This is a genomic window from Rhodopseudomonas palustris, from assembly GCF_003226555.1.
GTDB lineage: Bacteria > Pseudomonadota > Alphaproteobacteria > Rhizobiales > Xanthobacteraceae > Rhodopseudomonas > Rhodopseudomonas palustris_I.
The window spans coordinates 425,168-442,629 of record NZ_QKQS01000023.1; the positions used below are offsets into that span (position 1 = coordinate 425,168).

Sequence of the window (17,462 nt, forward strand, 5' to 3'; positions counted from 1 at the left end):
GCGATATTATGCAGTGCGAACCCGCCAGACGAACCGCATAATTATCCGTTCTAGATTTTGCTTGAGACATGTTTTTCACGCATGAAACGAACAACTCACCGCGCTCAGCCAGCGGTGTCTGTAAGCGAAGACCTCGTTGCCGTTAACGAGGACTACGGCAAGAAAATCGTTCTGATGCCATGCCGTCCGAATAATGGCATTGTTATACTAATAATGGTGTTCTCTCGCTCATTCTCAATGACCGTTAGTATAAAGCAGTCGTCCCGGGCGCGCACCGTGGAGCTTGCGCCTTGGAATCCAGAGATCGTGATACCGGGAGCCTCCGGTTTCGCGCGCACCGGAATGACGACAGAAAAGTCATCTTCGCCCTCGCCTCACCATGATCAGCGCTGCGGCGGCGAGTTGCAGCGCGATGCAGCCGGTGAACGGCAGCGTGTAGCTGCCGGAGGCGTCGCGCAACAGGCCGATCATGCCTGGTCCGAACGCGTAGGCAACCTGGTTGATCGCGGTGTTGAGCGCGACCAGAACGCCGAACGACTGCACCGGAAACTCGCGCTGGATGATCAGCGCCGGCAAGGTGATCAGATTGCCTACCGAAAACCCGAACAGCGCGCAGGCGACCATCAGCAGCATCGCATCGCGCGTCATAATCGCAATCGCCAGAGCCAACGCCTGACTCGCGAACGACAGTGCCGAGACCAGGCGCTGGTTCAGCCGATCGATCACCACCGACAGCAACACGCGCCCGACCACCGCCATCGCGGTGAGCAGCGACATCGCCAACGCGGCGCGCTCGCGTCCGACCAGCGGGTCGAGATAGGCGATCAGGTGAACGATGAAGCCGACCTGCGCGAACAGCACCAGCGAGAACGCGATCGTTGCGGTCAGGAATGCGGGGTCGCGCAGTGCGCCGCTGCGGATCGCGCCGGACGAAAGCGCCCGCGGTGCGGACGCCGCCGATGCAGCGCTGGCGAGATGCGGCGGCACGACCACGATCGCGACCAGCGGCATCAGAAGCACCACCGCGGCGATTGCCGCAGCCGTAGTCGCCCCGCTGAATCCCACCGTCCCGATCAACGCCACCAGCAGAGGTACGCCGGCGATGCCGCCGAAGCTGGCGCCGTTCAGCGCCAGACTGATGGCCATGCCGCGGCGGCGGTCGAACCACAAGCCGAGCGTGTTGGTGATCGCCCCGAGGCTGGTGCCGGCCCAACCGACAGCGAGGATCGCGTCGACCGCATAGAGTTGCCACGGCGCGGTGATCCGGCCGAGCAGCGCGGTGCCGAGCGCCATCGCGGCGATGCCGCCGAGCAGGCAGGCGCGCGCACCGATCGCACGGATCACGTCCCCGACGAACGCCACCAGCAGCGCGCCGGTGAGATAGAAGAACGTCGTGGCGATCGCGATCTGCGACGACGGCCAGCCGTGAGCCCGAGCCAGTTCGGCGAGATAGACGCTCTGGCCATAGAAGCCGAGACCCCAGCCGAACGTGGCGACGACGAAGCACACCACTACGATTCGCCAGCCGTGATAGCGAAACGACGTCTCGTCGGGAGCCGGCGGTGTCACCATCGGGGGCGAGCGCAGTTGATCGCGCACGACGGCATCGCGTTCACTCCCTGTGTCCGGCTGTTGCGGCCGGACGTATTGTTGCGCGGCTCAGACGCCGCGATCGGACAGTTCGGCGGCGTCCGCAGCCACCCGTTTCCGGACTTTCGACCAGCCGGTGATCGCCAGCACGATCAGGCCGAGCAGCACCGGCGGGAACACCGCGAGGTTGACCGTGGCCCAACCGTAATCGGCGAGCAGCTGCCCGGACGCGAACGAGCCCAGCGCCATCAGCCCGAAGATGATGAAGTCGTTGACCGCCTGGACCTTGTTCTTCTCGCTCGGCAGATGCGTCTCCAGCACCAGCGCCGAGGCGCCGACGAACGCCAGATTCCAGCCGACGCCGATCACGAACAGCGTCGCCCAGAAGTGCGGCGCGGTGACGCCGGTGAGACCGATGCCGGCGCCGAGCGCTTCCAGGAGCAGGCCGGCCGCCACCACGCGCGGCGCGCCGAACTTGGCGATCAGCGAGCCGGTGACGAAGCTCGGGGCGTACATCGCAACGATGTGCCATTGCAGGCCGAAATTGGAATCGCCGACGCTGAGCCCGCACATCTGCATCGCCAGCGGCGCCGAGGTCATCACCAGATTCATCATCGGATAGGCGATCGCGCCGCACAGCGCCGCGGCGATGAAGCGCGGCTGCCGCACGATCTCGAGCAGCGGCCGCCCACCGGCGCGCTCCGCCGGCTTCGGCTTCGGCGCATCGACGCCCCACAATACCGCCATCGCGATCAGCGCGATCGCCGCCTGCACCACATAGGAGAACGCGAACAGAAAAGGCTGCCAAACGTCCATGGTCCATTGCACGAGTTGCGGACCGAGCACGCCGGCAAACACGCCGCCGGCCATCACCCAGGACACCGCCTTGGGACGATAGGCGGTGCTGGCGCCGTCGGCGGCGGCGAACCGGTAGGACTGCGACACGGCGGCATACAGCCCGCCGATGAAGGTCGCGGTACAAAACAGAAGAAACGAGCCGTACAGGATTGCGACGGCGCCGAGCACGCCGGTGAGCGCACCGCAGCCGGTGCCGATCATGAACGAGGCGCGGCGGCCGTATGCCCGCGCGATCCAGCCAGTCGGCAGCGTCCCGGCGGCGAGGCCGAGCACGTACATCGACAACGGCACGGTGGCGAGCGACATTTCCGGCGCAAGCTGGGCGCCGATGATCGAACCGGTGGCGAAGATCACAGCCGCATTGGCGCCGGTCAGCGCCTGCGCCGCAACCAGCCGCACCACGTTGGAACGGGCACGGGCATCGTCTTCGACGATGTCGTTGGCCGTTGCATCGACCATCGGCAGGGACTCTCCTCGGACCGGCCGACGCCGGCCGGCGATTGCGCGCGCATCATAGGGCCGGGCCGGGCGCGATCAACCCGCCGTACCCTCGGCAACCGCATGGGCCTACGCCGGTTTTGCCCGTGCAAACACCAGGATCAGGTTGTTGGCCGGCATCTCGACGATCTCGCTCAGCGCCAGACCGGCACCGCCAGCCACACGCTCCAGATCCGTCACGTCGCGCACGCCCCATTCCGGATTGGCGTCGCGGAGGCTGGTGTCGAACACCGCATTGCTGAGCGCGGTGTGCTGGCCGCCCTGCTTGAACGGCCCGTACAGCACCAGCATCCCGTCCTGGCGCAGCAGCCGGCCGGCACCGGTCAGCAGCCCTTCGGCCACGCGCCACGGCGCGATGTGCACGACATTGGCGCAGAACATCGCGAGCAGCGGCCCGGGCGCAGGCCCGTCGACCGGCGCGATCGACCAAGCGGGATCGGCAAGGTCGATGCGCTGCGGTGAGCGCAGATTCGGCAGTGCCGCATGGGCGCGCCAGGCGGCGATACTCTCGAGGTGCCGGTCGTTGAGATCGCTCGGCCACCACACGATCGAGGGATGTTCGCGGGCCAGCGCCGTGATGTGCTGGCCCGTGCCGCTGCCGGCTTCGAGCACATCGCCCTGCCGGCCGGCGAGCAGCCGCGCCAGCACGGCACGGATCGGAGCGTCATTGCGGTGGAACGCGGCGGCATCGAGCCGGCCGTCGAGCTCGCCCCGCCGCCCATCCTTGCCGAACTCCACCACGAACTCCGCCATCGCCCACCTGCCGCTCCAACTATCGTGCGAGGTGTACAGTGCCGGCTGTTACACGCAAGTCACAGCTGGTCACAATCCGACCACGATTGCACCTGTACGCCGCCTTGGATGAATTGACTCGCTAATTCCGACACTTCTAGATGGCGGCGACGGTTTCCCGAAAGGGAATGAAAAGGGAATACGGTGCGGACGCTGCCACTTTCGCGTTCTAGGCCGTAGCTGTTCCCGCAACTGTAAGCGGATCGTCTTTCGTCGAATGCCACTGGGAACCTCGGTCCTGGGAAGGCGACGGAAGATCAACCGCGAGCCAGGAGACCTGCCGTCATTCGTGGTCACACGCGAAGTTGCCGGCCGGGAATTGCAGGCATTGTCTTCACCGCTTTCGTAGCTCGGTGAGACCTCGTTCGCTGTGACGTGCCACAGACGTCAGCCGAGGTTGATCCCATGCAATCCCGTCCCGCCGCACCGCGGCCTTGCTCCGCACTCGCGCGCGCACTTCTCGCCTCCACCATTCTGGCGCCTGCGCTCTCGCTGGCAACGCCCGCCGCCGCGCAGGACGTGCTGCCGGAGATCGTCGTCAGTGCTACGGCGACGCGAACTTCCAACGCCATCATCGGTACGTCGAGCACGGTGATCACCGCCGACGACATCGCGCGTTCGCCGGCCCAGACCGTGCAGGACATCATCGCCCAGACACCAGGTGTGCAATCCACCTCGCTGTATGGCGGCGTCAATGGCACCGGCTCCTCGGTCGATCTGCGAGGCTTCGGCGCAACCGCAACCTCGAACACCTTGTTCCTGATCAATGGCCGACGTCTGAACGACCTCGACCTGCAGGGCATCGATCTGTCGAGCATCCCGCTACAATCGATCGAGCGCATCGAGATCACTCGCGGCGGCAGCGGCGCGGTGCTGTACGGCGACAATGCCGTCGGCGGCGTCATCAACATCGTCACCAAAACCGGTGCGGGCGGCCCACCCGCGACGTTCCGCGCCGAAGGCGGCTTCGGCTCGTTCAATCAGCGGCTCGGCTCGGTGTCTGCGGCCTTCAATTCCGGCCCATGGTCGACGTCGGTCTTCGCCAACACCGTGCGTTCCAACGGCTACCGCGCCAACAATGCTTTGGAACAGAACAATGCGCTGGGTGAGCTGCGTTACACGACGGGCGACCTCAGCGCCTTCATCAACATCTCGGGCGACAACCAGCGCCTCGGCCTGCCCGGCTCGCGCACCGTCGATCCGTCGATCGGCCTGAACCAGTTGCAGACCGACCGCCGCGGCACCAACACGCCATTCGACTACGCCGACAAGCAGGGCGCCAACCTCACCGCCGGCTTCACCAAATCGCTGTGGGACGGCGCCGAGCTGATCGTCGACGGCGGCGTGCGCGACAAGCGGCAGCAGGCCGCCTATTTCGGCAACGTGCCGCTGTCGCCGTTCAGCGCGAGTTCGTTCGACGCGCATCTGCAGACCTGGTCGATCACGCCGCGGCTCAGCATCAAGAATGCGTTCTTCGGCCTGCCGTCGAACATCCTCACCGGCCTCGACTATTACGACGCGACCTATGATTCAGACCGCGGCCAGTATCGCGGCACGCCGCCGGTGCACGTCTACAATCTGAAGCAGAAGACGCTGGCCGGCTATTGGCAGCAGACCATCGCGATCCTGCCGACCACCGACTTTTCCTACGGCGGCCGGGTGCAGAGCGTGAAGGTCGAAGCCGCTGACCGGCTCAATCCATTGGCGCCGGGTTATTTCGGCGGCGCCCAGGCGCTGCCGCTCAGCAGCACCGAGACCCAGCATGCGCTGCATGTCGGCCTCGACCATCGCTTCAACGACGTGTTCAGCGTGTTTGCCCGCGCGGCGCGGGCGTTCCGCACCCCGAATGTCGACGAGCGCGTCGCCTCGGGGCCGTCCTACGATGCATTCTTCAATCCGATCCCGGGCACCTTCGCGCTGAAGACCCAGACCTCGATCGATTTCGAAGGCGGCTTCCGCATCAAGTCCGGTCCGTTCGAGATGCAGACGAGCGTCTACAACATGGATCTCACCAACGAGATTCGCTACGACCCGGTCAACTTCTATAACACCAACCTCGACCCGACCCGCCGTTACGGCGGCGAGACCAGTTCGTCGATCCGCATCAGCGACACGCTGTTGCTGCGCAGCGGCGCGGCCTACACCCGGGCGACGTTCCGCGAAGGGCCGTTCTCCGGCAACGATGTGCCGTTGGTGTCGCGCTATACGGCAAATGCCGGCGTGACATGGAACGTCTGGCAGAAATACGTCGTGTTCGATGCCACTGCGCGGGTCTGGAGCAGTCGCTTCATGGACAGCGACAATGCCAACAGCCAGGTCAAGATCCCGGCCAACGGCACCGTCGACGTCAAGCTGAGCGGCGAGGTCGACCACTTCTTCTGGTCGCTGAGCGTGATCAACCTGTTCAACGCGCAATACTATGATTACGCGGTGGCGAGCAGCTTCACGCCCGGCCGCTACGGCGCCTATCCGCTGCCGGGCCGGACCTATCTGGCCAAGGCCGGTGTAACGTTCTGATCACGGTGGCTGCGTTCCGCAGCCATTTGCGTGCGAAACCAATGTCGAACAGCCCCCGCACGCCGAAAGGCTGTTCGGGGGCTTTTTTCGTGCTATCACCCCGCCTCCCGACTGGAATGCAATTGAACTGGACGAATGACGAACGACGACAATCACCGCGCCGGCAGCGCCGTTGAAGGCGAAGGCGGGAAGACCGAACGCGAAGCCGCGACCAAAGCGGTGCTGGACAACATGGCGCGCTTGCGGGCCCTCAGGCTCGCCCGCGAAGCGGCGATGCCGCAGGCCGCGACATCGAGCCGGACCAAGCGCAAGGCGCCGGCCTCGACCGCCAAGCGAGGCGGCAAGAAGGCCGAAGACGACAAGCCACGCCCACTGTCGGAGTGGCTGGCCGACCAGCAGAGCTCAGGCCGGCGAACCTGATCGCGACGCAAACCGTCGCATTGCGGCATCTGGCGATACAAAATTGCGTGCGAGGGTTGACGAATCCAGTCTAGTCTCGCCGCTGTGATCGAAGTTGAATTGAGCAGTTAACAACGCTGGCCGCGTGTGCGCCTTCGGTCACCCGCGCCGGCCATCAAGGAACCGAGAGACAATGATCGGCTTCCTGCGCAAGCGACCCAAGGCCGCGGCTCCGAAAAGCGATAAGAAGCCCGGCAGCAGCGGCGAGACGGGCAAAGCCAAGCCCGAACCGCCGAAACCAGCGCCTGCCGCCGACGACGATCTGTATGAGACCGGCGACATCTGCGCACCGGCCCGCGATCGCGACGACTATACCAAGGATCTGTAACGGGCAGGCGTTGCGGAGACTTCCGTGTCACGCGGGCTCGAATCCCCGATCGATCCGGGCGATGGCCGCGGCATCGAGCAGGTGATCGCCCCAGCCTTTCGCAGCCAGCGCCGCAGCGCGACCGGGCGCTGCCATCAGGATGACCGCGGTCGCCGCCAGCGGCACCGCACTGAACCAATCCCGCCCCACCTGCGTCAGCTCCTCGGCGCTGCCGGCGTAAGGCGGCTGCCGCAGCATCAACCGCCCGCATTCCCGCATCACATCTTGCCGTGAGCCGCTGCGCAGCGCGCAGCCGAGCAGCGCCTGCATGCCGAGATGGCTGCGGACGCCGTCCCGCGACGGTGCAGGCGATGCCGGATGCTCGCCGAGCGACAGCCGCAGCAGCAGATCGACCAGATCGAGCCCCGCAAGCTGCGCGCTCATCGGCTCGACCAGCCGCGGATTGCAATCGATGAAGAGCGGGCGCGCGTCGTTGGCCGGCCGGATCACATCGAACGACAGCGCACCGTGCCAGCCGAGCGCGGCGCCGATCGCGGCCACATCGGCGCGAACCGCGTCGCCGCGAATGCTGAGCTTGTGCGACGGTCCGCCGCCGGCACCGGCCGCAATCTGCCGATAGGCATGCAGCGCGAGCAGCTCGCCGCGGTCGAACACCGCCTGCGCGTGCTCGATCGGGCCGGCGACGCAATCCTGCACCAACACCTCTCCGGCAAAGCCGTCCGCCGCGTGCAGCTCGCGCACCGCCCGTTCGAGCGCAGCCCGATCCGGCACCCGCCAGACGCCGCGGCTGGCGGTGCCGACCGACGTCTTGATCACGCAGGGAGTGCACGCGATCTCGCGCAGCTCGCGCTCGGAGATCACGATCCGGGTCGGCGGCTGCGGCAGGCCAAGCGATTCTAGCAGCCGACTGAACCCGGCTTTGGTCACAGCGGTGCGGTAGCTGGCATAGGATGGCAGCGCCACGCCGCTCAGTTCCGCGATGCGGTCCGGGGCGCGGGCGAACACCAGGCCCTGCTCGTGGATCGGCAAAAGTACGTCGAACCGGTGCGTCGCCAGCAGGTCCGTCACGAAACCGAGATAGCCGGCAGGATCGCGGCGCAGCGGCGGACAGCGGTGCACCGCACGCACGAAGCGCGAGAACCGGCCGAGACACAGCGGCGACGGATCGCAGATCTCGACATGATGTCCGGCACGCCCGAGCACGCTGATCGCCTGTCGCGCCGAGGTGCTGCCGCCCTCGGATAGCAGCACGCGCAGCCGCCGCTTGGCCATACTAATCATCCCGTTGCGCTCGTCGTCCCGTCACGCGGACAGCTTAGCACCGCTTAGTCCGTTCGACGAAATTTGTGCAGCTGCGCAGCGCGCCTGCGCCGCTACGTCGCCGCGCAATTCAATTGAACGATGGCGCTTCTCGTGACAGCGTAAGCAGGATCGCACCGCAAACAACAAATACGGGCGATCGACCTTTAGCCCGCACCGCAGAGTGCGGCTTTCAACGAGAGGAAACGCATTTGTCCATTCGCACCTCGCTTCTCCTGGCCAGCGCCGTCGCGCTCGCTGCGGCTCAGCCTGCTTTCGCTCAAAAAAAATACGGCCCCGGCGTCACCGACACCGAAATCAAGATCGGCCAGACCATGCCGTACAGCGGCCCGGCCTCGGCCTACGGCGTCCAGGGCCACGTCGAAGACGCGTACTACACGATGATCAACGCCAAAGGCGGCGTCAACGGCCGCAAGATCAAGTTGATCAGCCTCGACGACGCCTATTCGCCGCCGAAGACGGTGGAGCAGACCCGGCGACTGGTGGAGCAGGACGAGGTGTTGGCGATTATCGGCACCATCGGAACCCCGACCAATTCGGCGATCCAGAAATATCTCAACGCCAAGAAGGTACCGCAGATCTTCATCTCGACCGGCGCGGCGAAGTGGGACGATCCGAAGAACTTCCCGTGGACCACACAGCTCTACCCGCCCTACCAGATGGAAGGCATGATCTTCGCGAAGTACCTGCTGAAGAACAAGCCCGACGCCAAGCTCGGCGTGTTCTCGCAGAACGATGACGCCGGCAAGGATTACGTCAAGGGTCTGAAGGACGGGCTCGGCGACAAGGCCAAGACGATGATCGTCAAGGAAGTGACCTACGAGGTCACCGATCCGACCGTCGACTCCCAGATCGTCGCACTGAAGGCCTCCGGGGCCGACACGCTGTTCACGATGGCGACGCCGAAATTCGGCGCACAGGCGATCCGCAAGGTGCACGAATTGAACTGGAAGCCGCTGAACTTCGTCGTCAGCGTGTCGAGCTCGATCAAGGGCGTCCTCGAACCCGCCGGCAAGGAAGCCTCGACCGGCCTGTTGACTGCGCTGGCGGCGAAGACGCCGACCGATCCGCGCTTCGAGAACGACGCCGACGTCAAGGAGTTCAAGGAATTCCTGACCAAGTGGTACCCGAAAGGCGATATCGCCGACGGCTCCACCGTCACCGGCTACATCTCGGCCTATATGACGGTGAAAGTGCTGGAAGCCTGCGGCGACAATCTCACCCGCGATAACCTGCTGAAGCAGGCCACCAACATCCAGCCGACCGCAGCGCCGCTGCTGCTGCCGGGCATCAAGATCTCGACCCGCCCGGACCGCTACGCGCCCTACACCCAGATGCAGATCGCCAAGTTCGACGGATCGAGCTGGGTGCCGGAAGGCGAAGTGTTCAACACCGATGCCGCAAGCCGGTAAACCTCTGTGAGACCACTCCGCTAAACTTCCGTCATGCCCGGCCTTGCCGCCGGGCATGACGGATCGAGACGAAAGCGTCTTGTTTCATTTGGGGCCGCATGTCCGGTCAGGCTCTCAGGCCGGCTTGAGATGCGCCGGCGCCGTACTTTGCAACAGCCTTGCCGGTTCGGTGTTCGGCCATAGCAGCAACAAGCCGGCGACACCGGAAGCAATCATCACCGCGCCGTTGATGGCGTAGCCGGTCAGGTAGCCGTGGAGGGGCGAGGCCGCGTGCTGCAGCACGTTGCCCATCACCCAGGGCGCGACGATCCCGGCGAGGGTGTACAGCGCGCCGTAGATCGCGATCGCGGCGCCGCGCTGCGACACCGGCGCGAACTCGGCGATCATCGGCGGGCACACCACGTAGATCGAGCCGCACAGGCCGGAGCCGACCACGAGCGCGACGATCCGCAGCGTGGCGTTGTCGATATAAGGCAGCGTCAGGATGATCGCGCCGCCGACGAGTAGCGGCGCTGCGCCCAGCACGCCGCGCGCCATCCGGCTGGACACGCCGCGTTGGATCAGCCGCTGCGACAGCCAGCCGGTGAGCAGCACGACGGTGGCGCCGAACACCCAGGGCGTGATCGAGATCAGCCCGGCCTGATGCTGGCCGAAGCCCAATCCCTGAACGATGAAGGTGGTGAACCAGGTCAGTCCGAGCGACAGCGCCCAATACGCCCCGAAGGTCGCCAGCACGCAGCCGATGAAGGTGCGCGAAGTCAGCAGCCGCGCGTAGGGGATCCGCACCTCCGCGGCCGCGACCGCCGGGCTTGGGACCAGCGGCCCCTCTTTGCCGAGCGCGAGCCACGCCGCCGCCCACATCAGCCCGACGATGCCGAGCGCCGCGAACGCGTAGTGCCAGGAGTGATTGACGATGATCCAGTTCAGCGCCGGCACTGCCAGGATCACGCCGAAGGCCGAGCCCTGCGACAGGATCGCGGTCGGCAGCGTGCGCTGGTGATCGGGAAACCATTTATAGATCGCATGCGCCGCGACCGAGAACGCCGGCCCTTCGCCGGCCCCGAGGATGATCCGGCAGATCACGAAGGTGGCGAAGGAGACTTCGCCGACGATCGGGAATTGCGCCACCGCCCAGATCAATGCCAGCGCCAGCAGCACCCATCGGGTCTCGACGCGATTGACGATGAAGCCGACCACGATCGCCGAGATCGAAAACAGGAAGAAGAACGACGAGCCGAGCAGACCGAATTGTTCGGGCGAGAGCTTCAGCTCCTGCATGATCGGCACGCCGGCCAGCCCGACGACGATCTTGTCGGCGAAGTTCACGACCATGAACAGAAACAGGAGAAGAGTAATTCTCCAAGCGCCTTTCGGCGTCGATTGCGCGGTCACGACAACCTCCCCGGATATACTCGTTCGACGGCCCTTATTGCGAGCCTGTTGCAATGCTGCAGCGGTTCCCGTCCGAATGCAATCGCGGATGTTGCCAGCCGCGATCAAAAGATCCGTTATTTATGCGGTGAATACGCGTTATCTTGAGCAGCCCAGCGACAGCCACCATATCGGCTCGACACGGCTGTAACGGTTTGGAAGACGACATGACCGGCACGATCTCACGCAATCCACGCGCGCCACTCGCGGTGCTGTGTCGACGTCACCGATGCTGATCGTCTCCAGCCTCACCAAATCCTACACCTCAGGCCAGGACCGCGTTGCGGTGCTGCGCGGCGTCGATCTTGCGGTGCAGCCCGGCGAGAGCGTGGCGCTGACTGGCGAATCCGGCAGCGGCAAATCCACCTTGCTGCATCTGATCGCCGGCCTCGATCAGCCCGACGGCGGCGCGATCAGCTTCGGCGAGGAGACGATCTCGACCATGCCGGATGCCGCGCGCGCCGCATTCCGCCGCGAGCGGCTCGGACTGGTGTTTCAGCAGTTCAACCTGATCCCCAGCCTGACCGTGGCCGACAACCTCGCCTTCCAGTCCCGCCTCGCCGGCCGTCAGGATGAGGCGTGGCGTAGCGAGCTGATCGAACGGCTCGGGCTCGGCGCCTTGCTGAAGCGCTATCCCGAGCAGCTCTCTGGCGGCCAGCAGCAGCGCGTCGCGATCGGCCGCGCGCTGGCGATCAAGCCGTTGCTCCTGCTCGCCGACGAGCCGACCGGCAATCTCGACGAGGCCACCGCCGACGACGTGCTGTCGCTCGCCACCGATCTAGTGCGCCGCACCGGCTGCGGCTTTCTGATGGTGACGCACAGCGAGCGGCTCGCCGGCATGCTCGACCGCCGGGTGCATCTGCACGCGGGGCTGATCCATTGAGGCGCGCGCTGTGGATCCTCGCCGTGCTGCTCAGCCACTGGCGACGGCATCCGATGCAACTCGCGACGCTGGCGATCGGCCTGATCTCCGCGACCGCATTGTGGAGCGGCGTGCAGGCGCTGAATGCGCAGGCCCGCACCAGTTACGACCGCGCCGCTGCGGCGCTCGGCGGCAATCGCACCGCGACGCTGGTGGCGCGCGACGGCGGCAGCTTCTCCCAGCAGCTCTATGTCGATCTGCGCCGTGCCGGCTGGCCGGTGTCGCCGGCGGTCGAGGGCGCGATCCGGATCGGTGGCCGGTCGCTGCGGCTGCTCGGCGTCGAACCGCTGTCGCTGCCGATCGAAGCCCGGACCGCGCCGGCGCTCGGCACCGGCGATCTGCAGGGCTTCATCCTGCCGCCGGGCCAGACGCTGATCGCGCCCGAGACGCTGCGCGAAGTCGGCCTGACCGAAGGCGCGACGCCGGAGCTACCGAACGGCCAGCATCTGCCGCCGCTGAAGCCGCAAGCCGAAATCGCGCCCGGCGTCCTGGTGGTCGATATCGGCCGCGCACAGAAGCTGCTCGACATGCCGGACCGGCTGTCGCGGCTGCTGCTCGGCAGCACTCAGACCGGCGCACGCCCACCGCTGCGTGAGATCGTCGGCGACAAGCTGCAGCTCGACCAGCCGGATGCGGCCACCGAACTCGAGCGCCTCACCGACAGCTTCCATCTCAACCTCACGGCGTTCGGGCTGCTGTCGTTTCTGGTCGGGCTATTCATCGTCAATTCGGCGATCGGACTGGCGTTCGAGCAGCGCCGGCCGATGCTGCGCACCCTGCGGGCCTGCGGCACCTCGGCGCGTCAGCTCAACGCCGTGATGGTGATCGAGTTGTGCCTCATCGCCCTGCTCGCCGGCCTGATCGGCCTCGTCTGCGGCTATCTGATCGCCGCAACGCTGCTGCCCGACGTCGCCGCCACTTTGCGCGGCCTGTACGGCGCGCAGATTCCCGGCGAGCTGTCGCTGCGGCCAGAATGGTGGGTCGCCGGCATCGCCATCAGCATTCTCGGCACCCTCGCCGCGGCCTCCGCTGCGTTGATCAAGGCGGCGCGACTGCCGGTGCTTGTCGCCGCGCAGCCCTATGCGTGGCAGCAAGCACAGCATCGCTGGTTGATCGTGCAGGGCGCAGCCGCGCTCGCGGTGTTCGCCGCCGGCTTCGGATTTTTTTGGTTCGGCGACTCGTTGTTGTCGGGCTTCGCCGTACTCGCCGCGATCCTGCTCGGTGCCGCGCTCGGCCTGCCGGCAATCCTCGGGCTGGTGCTGGCGCTCGGCGAGAAGCTGGCGCGCGGACCGCTGACGACCTGGTTCTGGGCCGACAGCCGGCTGCAGCTGTCGGGATTATCCCTGGCGCTGATGGCGCTGCTGCTGGCGCTCGGCGTCAATGTCGGCGTCGGCACCATGGTCGAGAGCTTCAGCCGCACCTTCCAGCGCTGGCTCGACGGCCGGCTCGCCGCGGAGGTCTATCTCAATGCAGCGACCGACCAGCAGGCGACCGAGATCAAGGCCTGGCTGAAGGAGCGCCCCGAAGTCCGATCGCTGCTGCCCGGCGCGCACGCCGAAGTGAAGCTGCAGGGCCAGCCGGTGGAGCTGATCGGCTTCGCCGATGATGCGACCTATCGGGATCACTGGCCGTTGCTCGCGCACACCAAAGACGTCTGGGACCGCGTCGCACGCGGCGACGCGGCGCTGGTCAGCGAGCAGCTGTGGCGCCGGCTCGGCGTCAAGCTCGGCGACCGCATCGTGGTGCCGAGCGACCGCGGCCCATGGCCGGTCGAAGTGGTGGCGATCTACGCCGACTATGGCAATCCGCGCGGCCAGCTCGGCGTCGCGTTCGATGCGCTGGTGCAGCATTTCCCGGATGTGGCCAAGACCAGGTTCGGGCTTCGGGTCGACCCTGCCCGCGTGCCGGCGCTGATCGCCGATCTGCGCAACAGCTTCACGCTCGGGGAGCGGAGCCTGGCCGATCAGGCGACGCTGAAAGCGATCTCCAAGCAGATCTTCAGCCGCACTTTCGCGGTCACCACCGCGCTCAACGCCTTCACGCTCGGCATCGCCGGGGTCGCACTGCTGACCAGCCTGTTGACGCTGGGCGCATCGCGGCTGCCGCAGGTCGCGCCGCTATGGGCGATCGGCATCACCCGTCGAAGGCTGGCGCTGGTCGAGCTGTTGAAGACGCTGGCGATGGCGGCGATCACCGCGCTGGTGGCGCTGCCGCTCGGCCTATTGGTGGCGTGGTGCCTGATCGCGGTGGTGAACGTGAAGGCGTTCGGCTGGCGGCTGCCATTCGAAGTGTTTCCGTTCGAGCTGGCGAAGCTGGTCGGCGTCGCTCTGCTCGCGACGCTGCTGGCAGCGGCGCTGCCGATCCTGAAGCTGATGCGGATGCAGCCGGCGCGGCTCGTGAAGGTGTTTGCCGATGAACGCTAGAGCTCGGATCAGCCGCCGCGCCTTCGCCGGCGGCCTGCTCGCCGCAGCCCTCGCGTCGCCCCGGGCCTCGGCGCAGGGCTTTGCCGGGCTCGGCAGCGAAGCCGGTGGATTCGCCCCCGTGGTGCCCGGCCGCAAGCTGACATTTCCAGACGATCATGGTCCGCATCCGGATTTCCGGATCGAGTGGTGGTACCTCACCGCGAACCTGAAGGACGCGGCCGGCAACGCCTATGGGGCGCAGTGGACGCTGTTCCGCCAGGCGATGACACCGGCCCCGCAACGCAGCGGCTGGGCCAATCAGCAGATCTGGATGGCGCATGCCGCCGTCACCAGCGCCGACACCCACCGGTTTGCCGAGAAGTTTTCGCGCGGCGGCGTCGGCGTTGCCGGGGTCGAGGCCACGCCGTTCAAGGCCGTCATCGACGACTGGGCGATGCAGGGCGATTCATCGCTGGTGGCCGCGACGCTGTCGCCGCTGGAGGTGACTGCGCGCGCGGCGGATTTCAGTTACGCGCTGCGGCTGAGCGCCGACCGGCCGCTGGTGCTGCAAGGCGACAACGGCTACTCGCGCAAATCCGAACGTGGCCAGGCATCCTATTATTACAGCCAACCGTATTTTGCCGCGGCCGGCACGCTGACGCTCGACGGCCGCTCGATCCCGGTCGAAGGATCGGCCTGGATGGACCGGGAATGGTCGAGCCAGCCACTCGCCTCCGACCAGACCGGCTGGGACTGGTTCTCGCTGCATCTGTCATCGGGCGACAAGGTGATGCTGTTTCGGCTCCGGCAGCGCGACGGCAGCAATTACTTCGCCGGCAATTGGATCGGCACCGACGGCCGCTCCGTGCCGCTGTCGCCGAATCAGATCCGGCTCGAACCGCTCGGCGTCACGACGATCGGATCACGCCAGTTGCCGACGCGTTGGCGGGTGGCGGTCGTCGGGCATGATCTTGCGATCGAAACTGCACCGCTCAATCCGAAAAGCTGGATGGGGACCAGCTTCCCGTATTGGGAAGGGCCGATCGCGTTCAAAGGTAACCAGAGCGGTATCGGGTATCTTGAGATGACCGGATATTGAGTTCAAGCTGCACGCAACCGGCGGCCATCAGCCGGGCAAGAACGAACCTAGCCTGGGAGCCCTTGGATGTTTCACTACACCACGATCGTCACCCTTCTGGCGTTGATGTTCTATTTCTACACCTCGGTGCAGGTCGCGCGGGCGCGGATGCTGTACGGCGTCAAAGCACCGGCGATCTCCGGCCATCCCGAATTCGAGCGGGTATTCCGCATCCAGGCCAATACGCTGGAATGGATGCCGATCTTCCTGCCGTCGCTGTGGCTGTTCGCCTATTATCTCAGTGACGTCTTCGCGGCCGGCGCAGGCGCGGTGTGGATCATCGGACGGATCCTCTACATGCTGGGTTACGCCGAAGCCCCCGAAAAGCGCGGCCTCGGCTTTGCGGTGCAGATGGTGGCGAGCGCTTTCCTGTGGGGCGGCTCGGTGTACGGCGTGGTGCACCAGATGGTGGGAGCGTAACCCAAGCACAGCCGGCTCCCCCTCCCGCTTGCGGGAGAGGGTTGGGGTGAGGGCGCCCCAGGCAGTGACTCAGCGATCCGCCGAGAGGAGTGCCCTTACCCAGATCGCTCGGCGCCGGCTCTCACTACAATGGCTCGATGAGCGCTTACTTGGTGAGCGGACAGCCGCTTTCCGCCGCAGTCGGGAACGCCTTGTCCCCCGGCACGGTGGCGAGCAGCTTGTAGTAGTCCCACGGCTTCTTGGATTCTTCCGGCTTCTTGACCTCGAACAGATACATGTCGTGGACGAAGCGGCCGTTGGCCAGCACCTTGCCGGATGCGAACGCGTCGTCGACCGGCAATTCCTTCAGCTTCTTGGCCACCGCCTCGGTATCCTTGGTGCCGGCGGCCTTGACGGCCTTCAGATAGGACAGCGTCGCCGAATAGGTGCCGGCCTGGATCATGCTCGGCATCCGGTTGGTGCGCTTGAAGAACCGCTCGGCGAACTGCCGCGATTTGTCGTCCCGATCCCAGTAATAGGCTTCGGTCAGCACCAGTCCCTGCGCGGCCTTGAGGCCGAGGCCGTGCACTTCCGCCAGTGTCATCAGCAGTCCGGCCAGCTTCTGGCCGCCGGCCACGATGCCGAACTCAGAGGCCTGTTTGATCGAATTGGCGGTGTCGAGACCCGCATTGGCGAGGCCGACGACCTTGGCCTTGGAAGCCTGCGCCTGCAGCAGGAACGAGGAGAAGTCCGACGAATTCAGCGGATGCCGCACCGATCCGAGCACCTTGCCGCCATTGGCGAGCACGATCTCGCTGGTGTCTTTCTCCAGCGCATAGCCGAACGCATAGTCTGCGGTCAGGAAGAACCAGGTATCGCCGCCGGCTTTGACCAGCGCGCCACCGGTTCCGACCGCAAGCGCATGGGTGTCGAACGCCCAGTGGAATCCATAAGGCTGGCAGGCATCGCCGGTGATGCGCGAGGTCGCGGCACCGACCACGATGTCGATCTTCTTCTTTTCCTTCGACAGATCCTGGATCGCCAGCGCCACCGACGAGGTGGTCAGCTCGGTGATCATGTCGACGCCATCGACGTCGTACCATTTGCGCGCGATCGCGACCGCGTTGTCGGGCTTGTTCTGATGATCGGCGGAGACGATTTCGATCTTCTGCCCCAGGACTTCGCCGCCGAAATCCTCGACGGCCATTTTGGCGGCTTCGAGCGACCACTTGCCGCCGTAGTCGGCGTAGACGCCGGACTGATCGTTGAGGATGCCGATCTTGACGCCTTGCGCCGAGGCCGGCGTGACAGCGATAAGAGCCGTTGCCGCGAGCGCGGCGGAAAGAAATTTGAGTTTCATTGCGTGCCTCCCAGTGTTTTGGTTGACGCGCAGACT

The 17,462-nt window shown here is 65.8% G+C and carries 14 protein-coding genes and 1 riboswitch; of the genes, 8 read left to right on the plus strand and 6 right to left on the minus strand.

The window, feature by feature from the left end:
* Nucleotides 1–357: 357 nt before the first annotated feature.
* The 3 genes from DNX69_RS14520 to DNX69_RS14530 form a co-directional block, all read right to left on the minus strand.
* Complete coding sequence (locus DNX69_RS14520) at nt 358–1,572, minus strand: MFS transporter (protein ID WP_110786676.1); 1,215 nt, start codon at nt 1,570–1,572, stop codon at nt 358–360.
* Nucleotides 1,573–1,659: 87 nt separating this feature from the next.
* The gene (locus DNX69_RS14525; RefSeq protein WP_110786677.1) at nt 1,660–2,907 is read right to left on the minus strand and encodes an MFS transporter; all 1,248 of its coding nucleotides are present in this window, start codon (nt 2,905–2,907) and stop codon (nt 1,660–1,662) included.
* 108 nt (nt 2,908–3,015) lie between these two features.
* Complete coding sequence (locus DNX69_RS14530) at nt 3,016–3,699, minus strand: DUF938 domain-containing protein (RefSeq protein WP_110786678.1); 684 nt, start codon at nt 3,697–3,699, stop codon at nt 3,016–3,018.
* Nucleotides 3,700–3,832: 133 nt separating this feature from the next.
* Nucleotides 3,833–4,037, plus strand: a riboswitch (cobalamin riboswitch).
* A gap of 106 nt (nt 4,038–4,143) precedes the next feature.
* Here DNX69_RS14530 and DNX69_RS14535 point away from each other — a divergent pair.
* The 3 genes from DNX69_RS14535 (at nt 4,144) to DNX69_RS14545 (ending at nt 7,042) form a co-directional block, all read left to right on the plus strand.
* Nucleotides 4,144–6,255 (plus strand): TonB-dependent receptor, encoded by a 2,112-nt coding sequence (locus DNX69_RS14535; RefSeq protein ID WP_110786679.1) that lies wholly within the window; start codon nt 4,144–4,146, stop codon nt 6,253–6,255.
* Between the two features lie 135 nt (nt 6,256–6,390).
* A complete protein-coding gene (locus tag DNX69_RS14540) occupies nt 6,391–6,675 on the plus strand; it encodes a hypothetical protein (RefSeq protein ID WP_110786680.1) in 285 nt (94 codons plus the stop codon).
* A 172-nt stretch (nt 6,676–6,847) separates the two neighbouring features.
* Nucleotides 6,848–7,042, plus strand: a complete 195-nt coding sequence (locus DNX69_RS14545; RefSeq protein WP_110786681.1) for a hypothetical protein — start codon at nt 6,848–6,850, stop codon at nt 7,040–7,042.
* A 27-nt stretch (nt 7,043–7,069) separates the two neighbouring features.
* Here the strand turns inward: DNX69_RS14545 and DNX69_RS14550 are convergent, their stop codons facing one another.
* Nucleotides 7,070–8,314 carry a hypothetical protein gene (locus tag DNX69_RS14550; protein WP_234826981.1) on the minus strand — a complete coding sequence of 415 codons (1,245 nt, stop codon included), beginning with the start codon at nt 8,312–8,314 and terminating at the stop codon, nt 7,070–7,072.
* A 239-nt stretch (nt 8,315–8,553) separates the two neighbouring features.
* On the opposite strand from DNX69_RS14550, the gene DNX69_RS14555 reads away from it, so the two are divergent.
* Nucleotides 8,554–9,774, plus strand: a complete 1,221-nt coding sequence (locus tag DNX69_RS14555) for an ABC transporter substrate-binding protein (RefSeq protein ID WP_110786683.1) — start codon at nt 8,554–8,556, stop codon at nt 9,772–9,774.
* 114 nt (nt 9,775–9,888) lie between these two features.
* Here DNX69_RS14555 and DNX69_RS14560 read toward each other — a convergent pair whose 3' ends face one another.
* Nucleotides 9,889–11,166 (minus strand): MFS transporter, encoded by a 1,278-nt coding sequence (locus tag DNX69_RS14560; RefSeq protein ID WP_110786684.1) that lies wholly within the window; start codon nt 11,164–11,166, stop codon nt 9,889–9,891.
* Between the two features lie 268 nt (nt 11,167–11,434).
* Between DNX69_RS14560 and DNX69_RS14565 the strand changes: the two genes are divergently transcribed.
* From DNX69_RS14565 to DNX69_RS14580, 4 genes are all read left to right on the plus strand, one after another.
* Nucleotides 11,435–12,088: an ABC transporter ATP-binding protein gene (locus DNX69_RS14565; RefSeq protein WP_110787631.1), complete on the plus strand. Its 654-nt coding sequence runs from the start codon at nt 11,435–11,437 to the stop codon at nt 12,086–12,088.
* A complete protein-coding gene (locus DNX69_RS14570) occupies nt 12,085–14,550 on the plus strand; it encodes an ABC transporter permease (protein WP_110786685.1) in 2,466 nt (821 codons plus the stop codon). The genes DNX69_RS14565 and DNX69_RS14570 overlap by 4 nt, the downstream gene beginning before the upstream one ends.
* Entirely contained in the window at nt 14,540–15,628 is a 1,089-nt protein-coding gene (locus DNX69_RS14575; RefSeq protein ID WP_110786686.1) for a lipocalin-like domain-containing protein, read from the plus strand. Before DNX69_RS14570 ends, DNX69_RS14575 begins: the two co-directional genes overlap by 11 nt.
* Before the next feature lie 66 nt (nt 15,629–15,694).
* A complete protein-coding gene (locus tag DNX69_RS14580; RefSeq protein ID WP_110786687.1) occupies nt 15,695–16,087 on the plus strand; it encodes an MAPEG family protein in 393 nt (130 codons plus the stop codon).
* 145 nt (nt 16,088–16,232) lie between these two features.
* On the opposite strand, the gene DNX69_RS14585 is transcribed toward DNX69_RS14580, so the two are convergent.
* The gene (locus DNX69_RS14585; protein ID WP_110786688.1) at nt 16,233–17,426 is read right to left on the minus strand and encodes an ABC transporter substrate-binding protein; all 1,194 of its coding nucleotides are present in this window, start codon (nt 17,424–17,426) and stop codon (nt 16,233–16,235) included.
* Between the last annotated feature and the right edge of the window lie 36 nt (nt 17,427–17,462).

Excerpts from the sequence above, each read along its gene's own strand:
- DNX69_RS14520 (WP_110786676.1), bottom strand. The coding sequence starts at position 1,572 with ATGGTGACACCGCCGGCTCCCGACGAGACGTCGTTTCGCTATCACGGC.
- DNX69_RS14525 (WP_110786677.1), bottom strand. The coding sequence starts at position 2,907 with ATGGTCGATGCAACGGCCAACGACATCGTCGAAGACGATGCCCGTGCC.
- DNX69_RS14530 (WP_110786678.1), bottom strand. The coding sequence starts at position 3,699 with ATGGCGGAGTTCGTGGTGGAGTTCGGCAAGGATGGGCGGCGGGGCGAG.
- DNX69_RS14535 (WP_110786679.1), top strand. The coding sequence starts at position 4,144 with ATGCAATCCCGTCCCGCCGCACCGCGGCCTTGCTCCGCACTCGCGCGC.
- DNX69_RS14540 (WP_110786680.1), top strand. The coding sequence starts at position 6,391 with ATGACGAACGACGACAATCACCGCGCCGGCAGCGCCGTTGAAGGCGAA.
- DNX69_RS14545 (WP_110786681.1), top strand. The coding sequence starts at position 6,848 with ATGATCGGCTTCCTGCGCAAGCGACCCAAGGCCGCGGCTCCGAAAAGC.
- DNX69_RS14550 (WP_234826981.1), bottom strand. The coding sequence starts at position 8,314 with ATGGCCAAGCGGCGGCTGCGCGTGCTGCTATCCGAGGGCGGCAGCACC.
- DNX69_RS14565 (WP_110787631.1), top strand. The coding sequence starts at position 11,435 with ATGCTGATCGTCTCCAGCCTCACCAAATCCTACACCTCAGGCCAGGAC.
- DNX69_RS14575 (WP_110786686.1), top strand. The coding sequence starts at position 14,540 with ATGAACGCTAGAGCTCGGATCAGCCGCCGCGCCTTCGCCGGCGGCCTG.
- DNX69_RS14580 (WP_110786687.1), top strand. The coding sequence starts at position 15,695 with ATGTTTCACTACACCACGATCGTCACCCTTCTGGCGTTGATGTTCTAT.
- DNX69_RS14585 (WP_110786688.1), bottom strand. The coding sequence starts at position 17,426 with ATGAAACTCAAATTTCTTTCCGCCGCGCTCGCGGCAACGGCTCTTATC.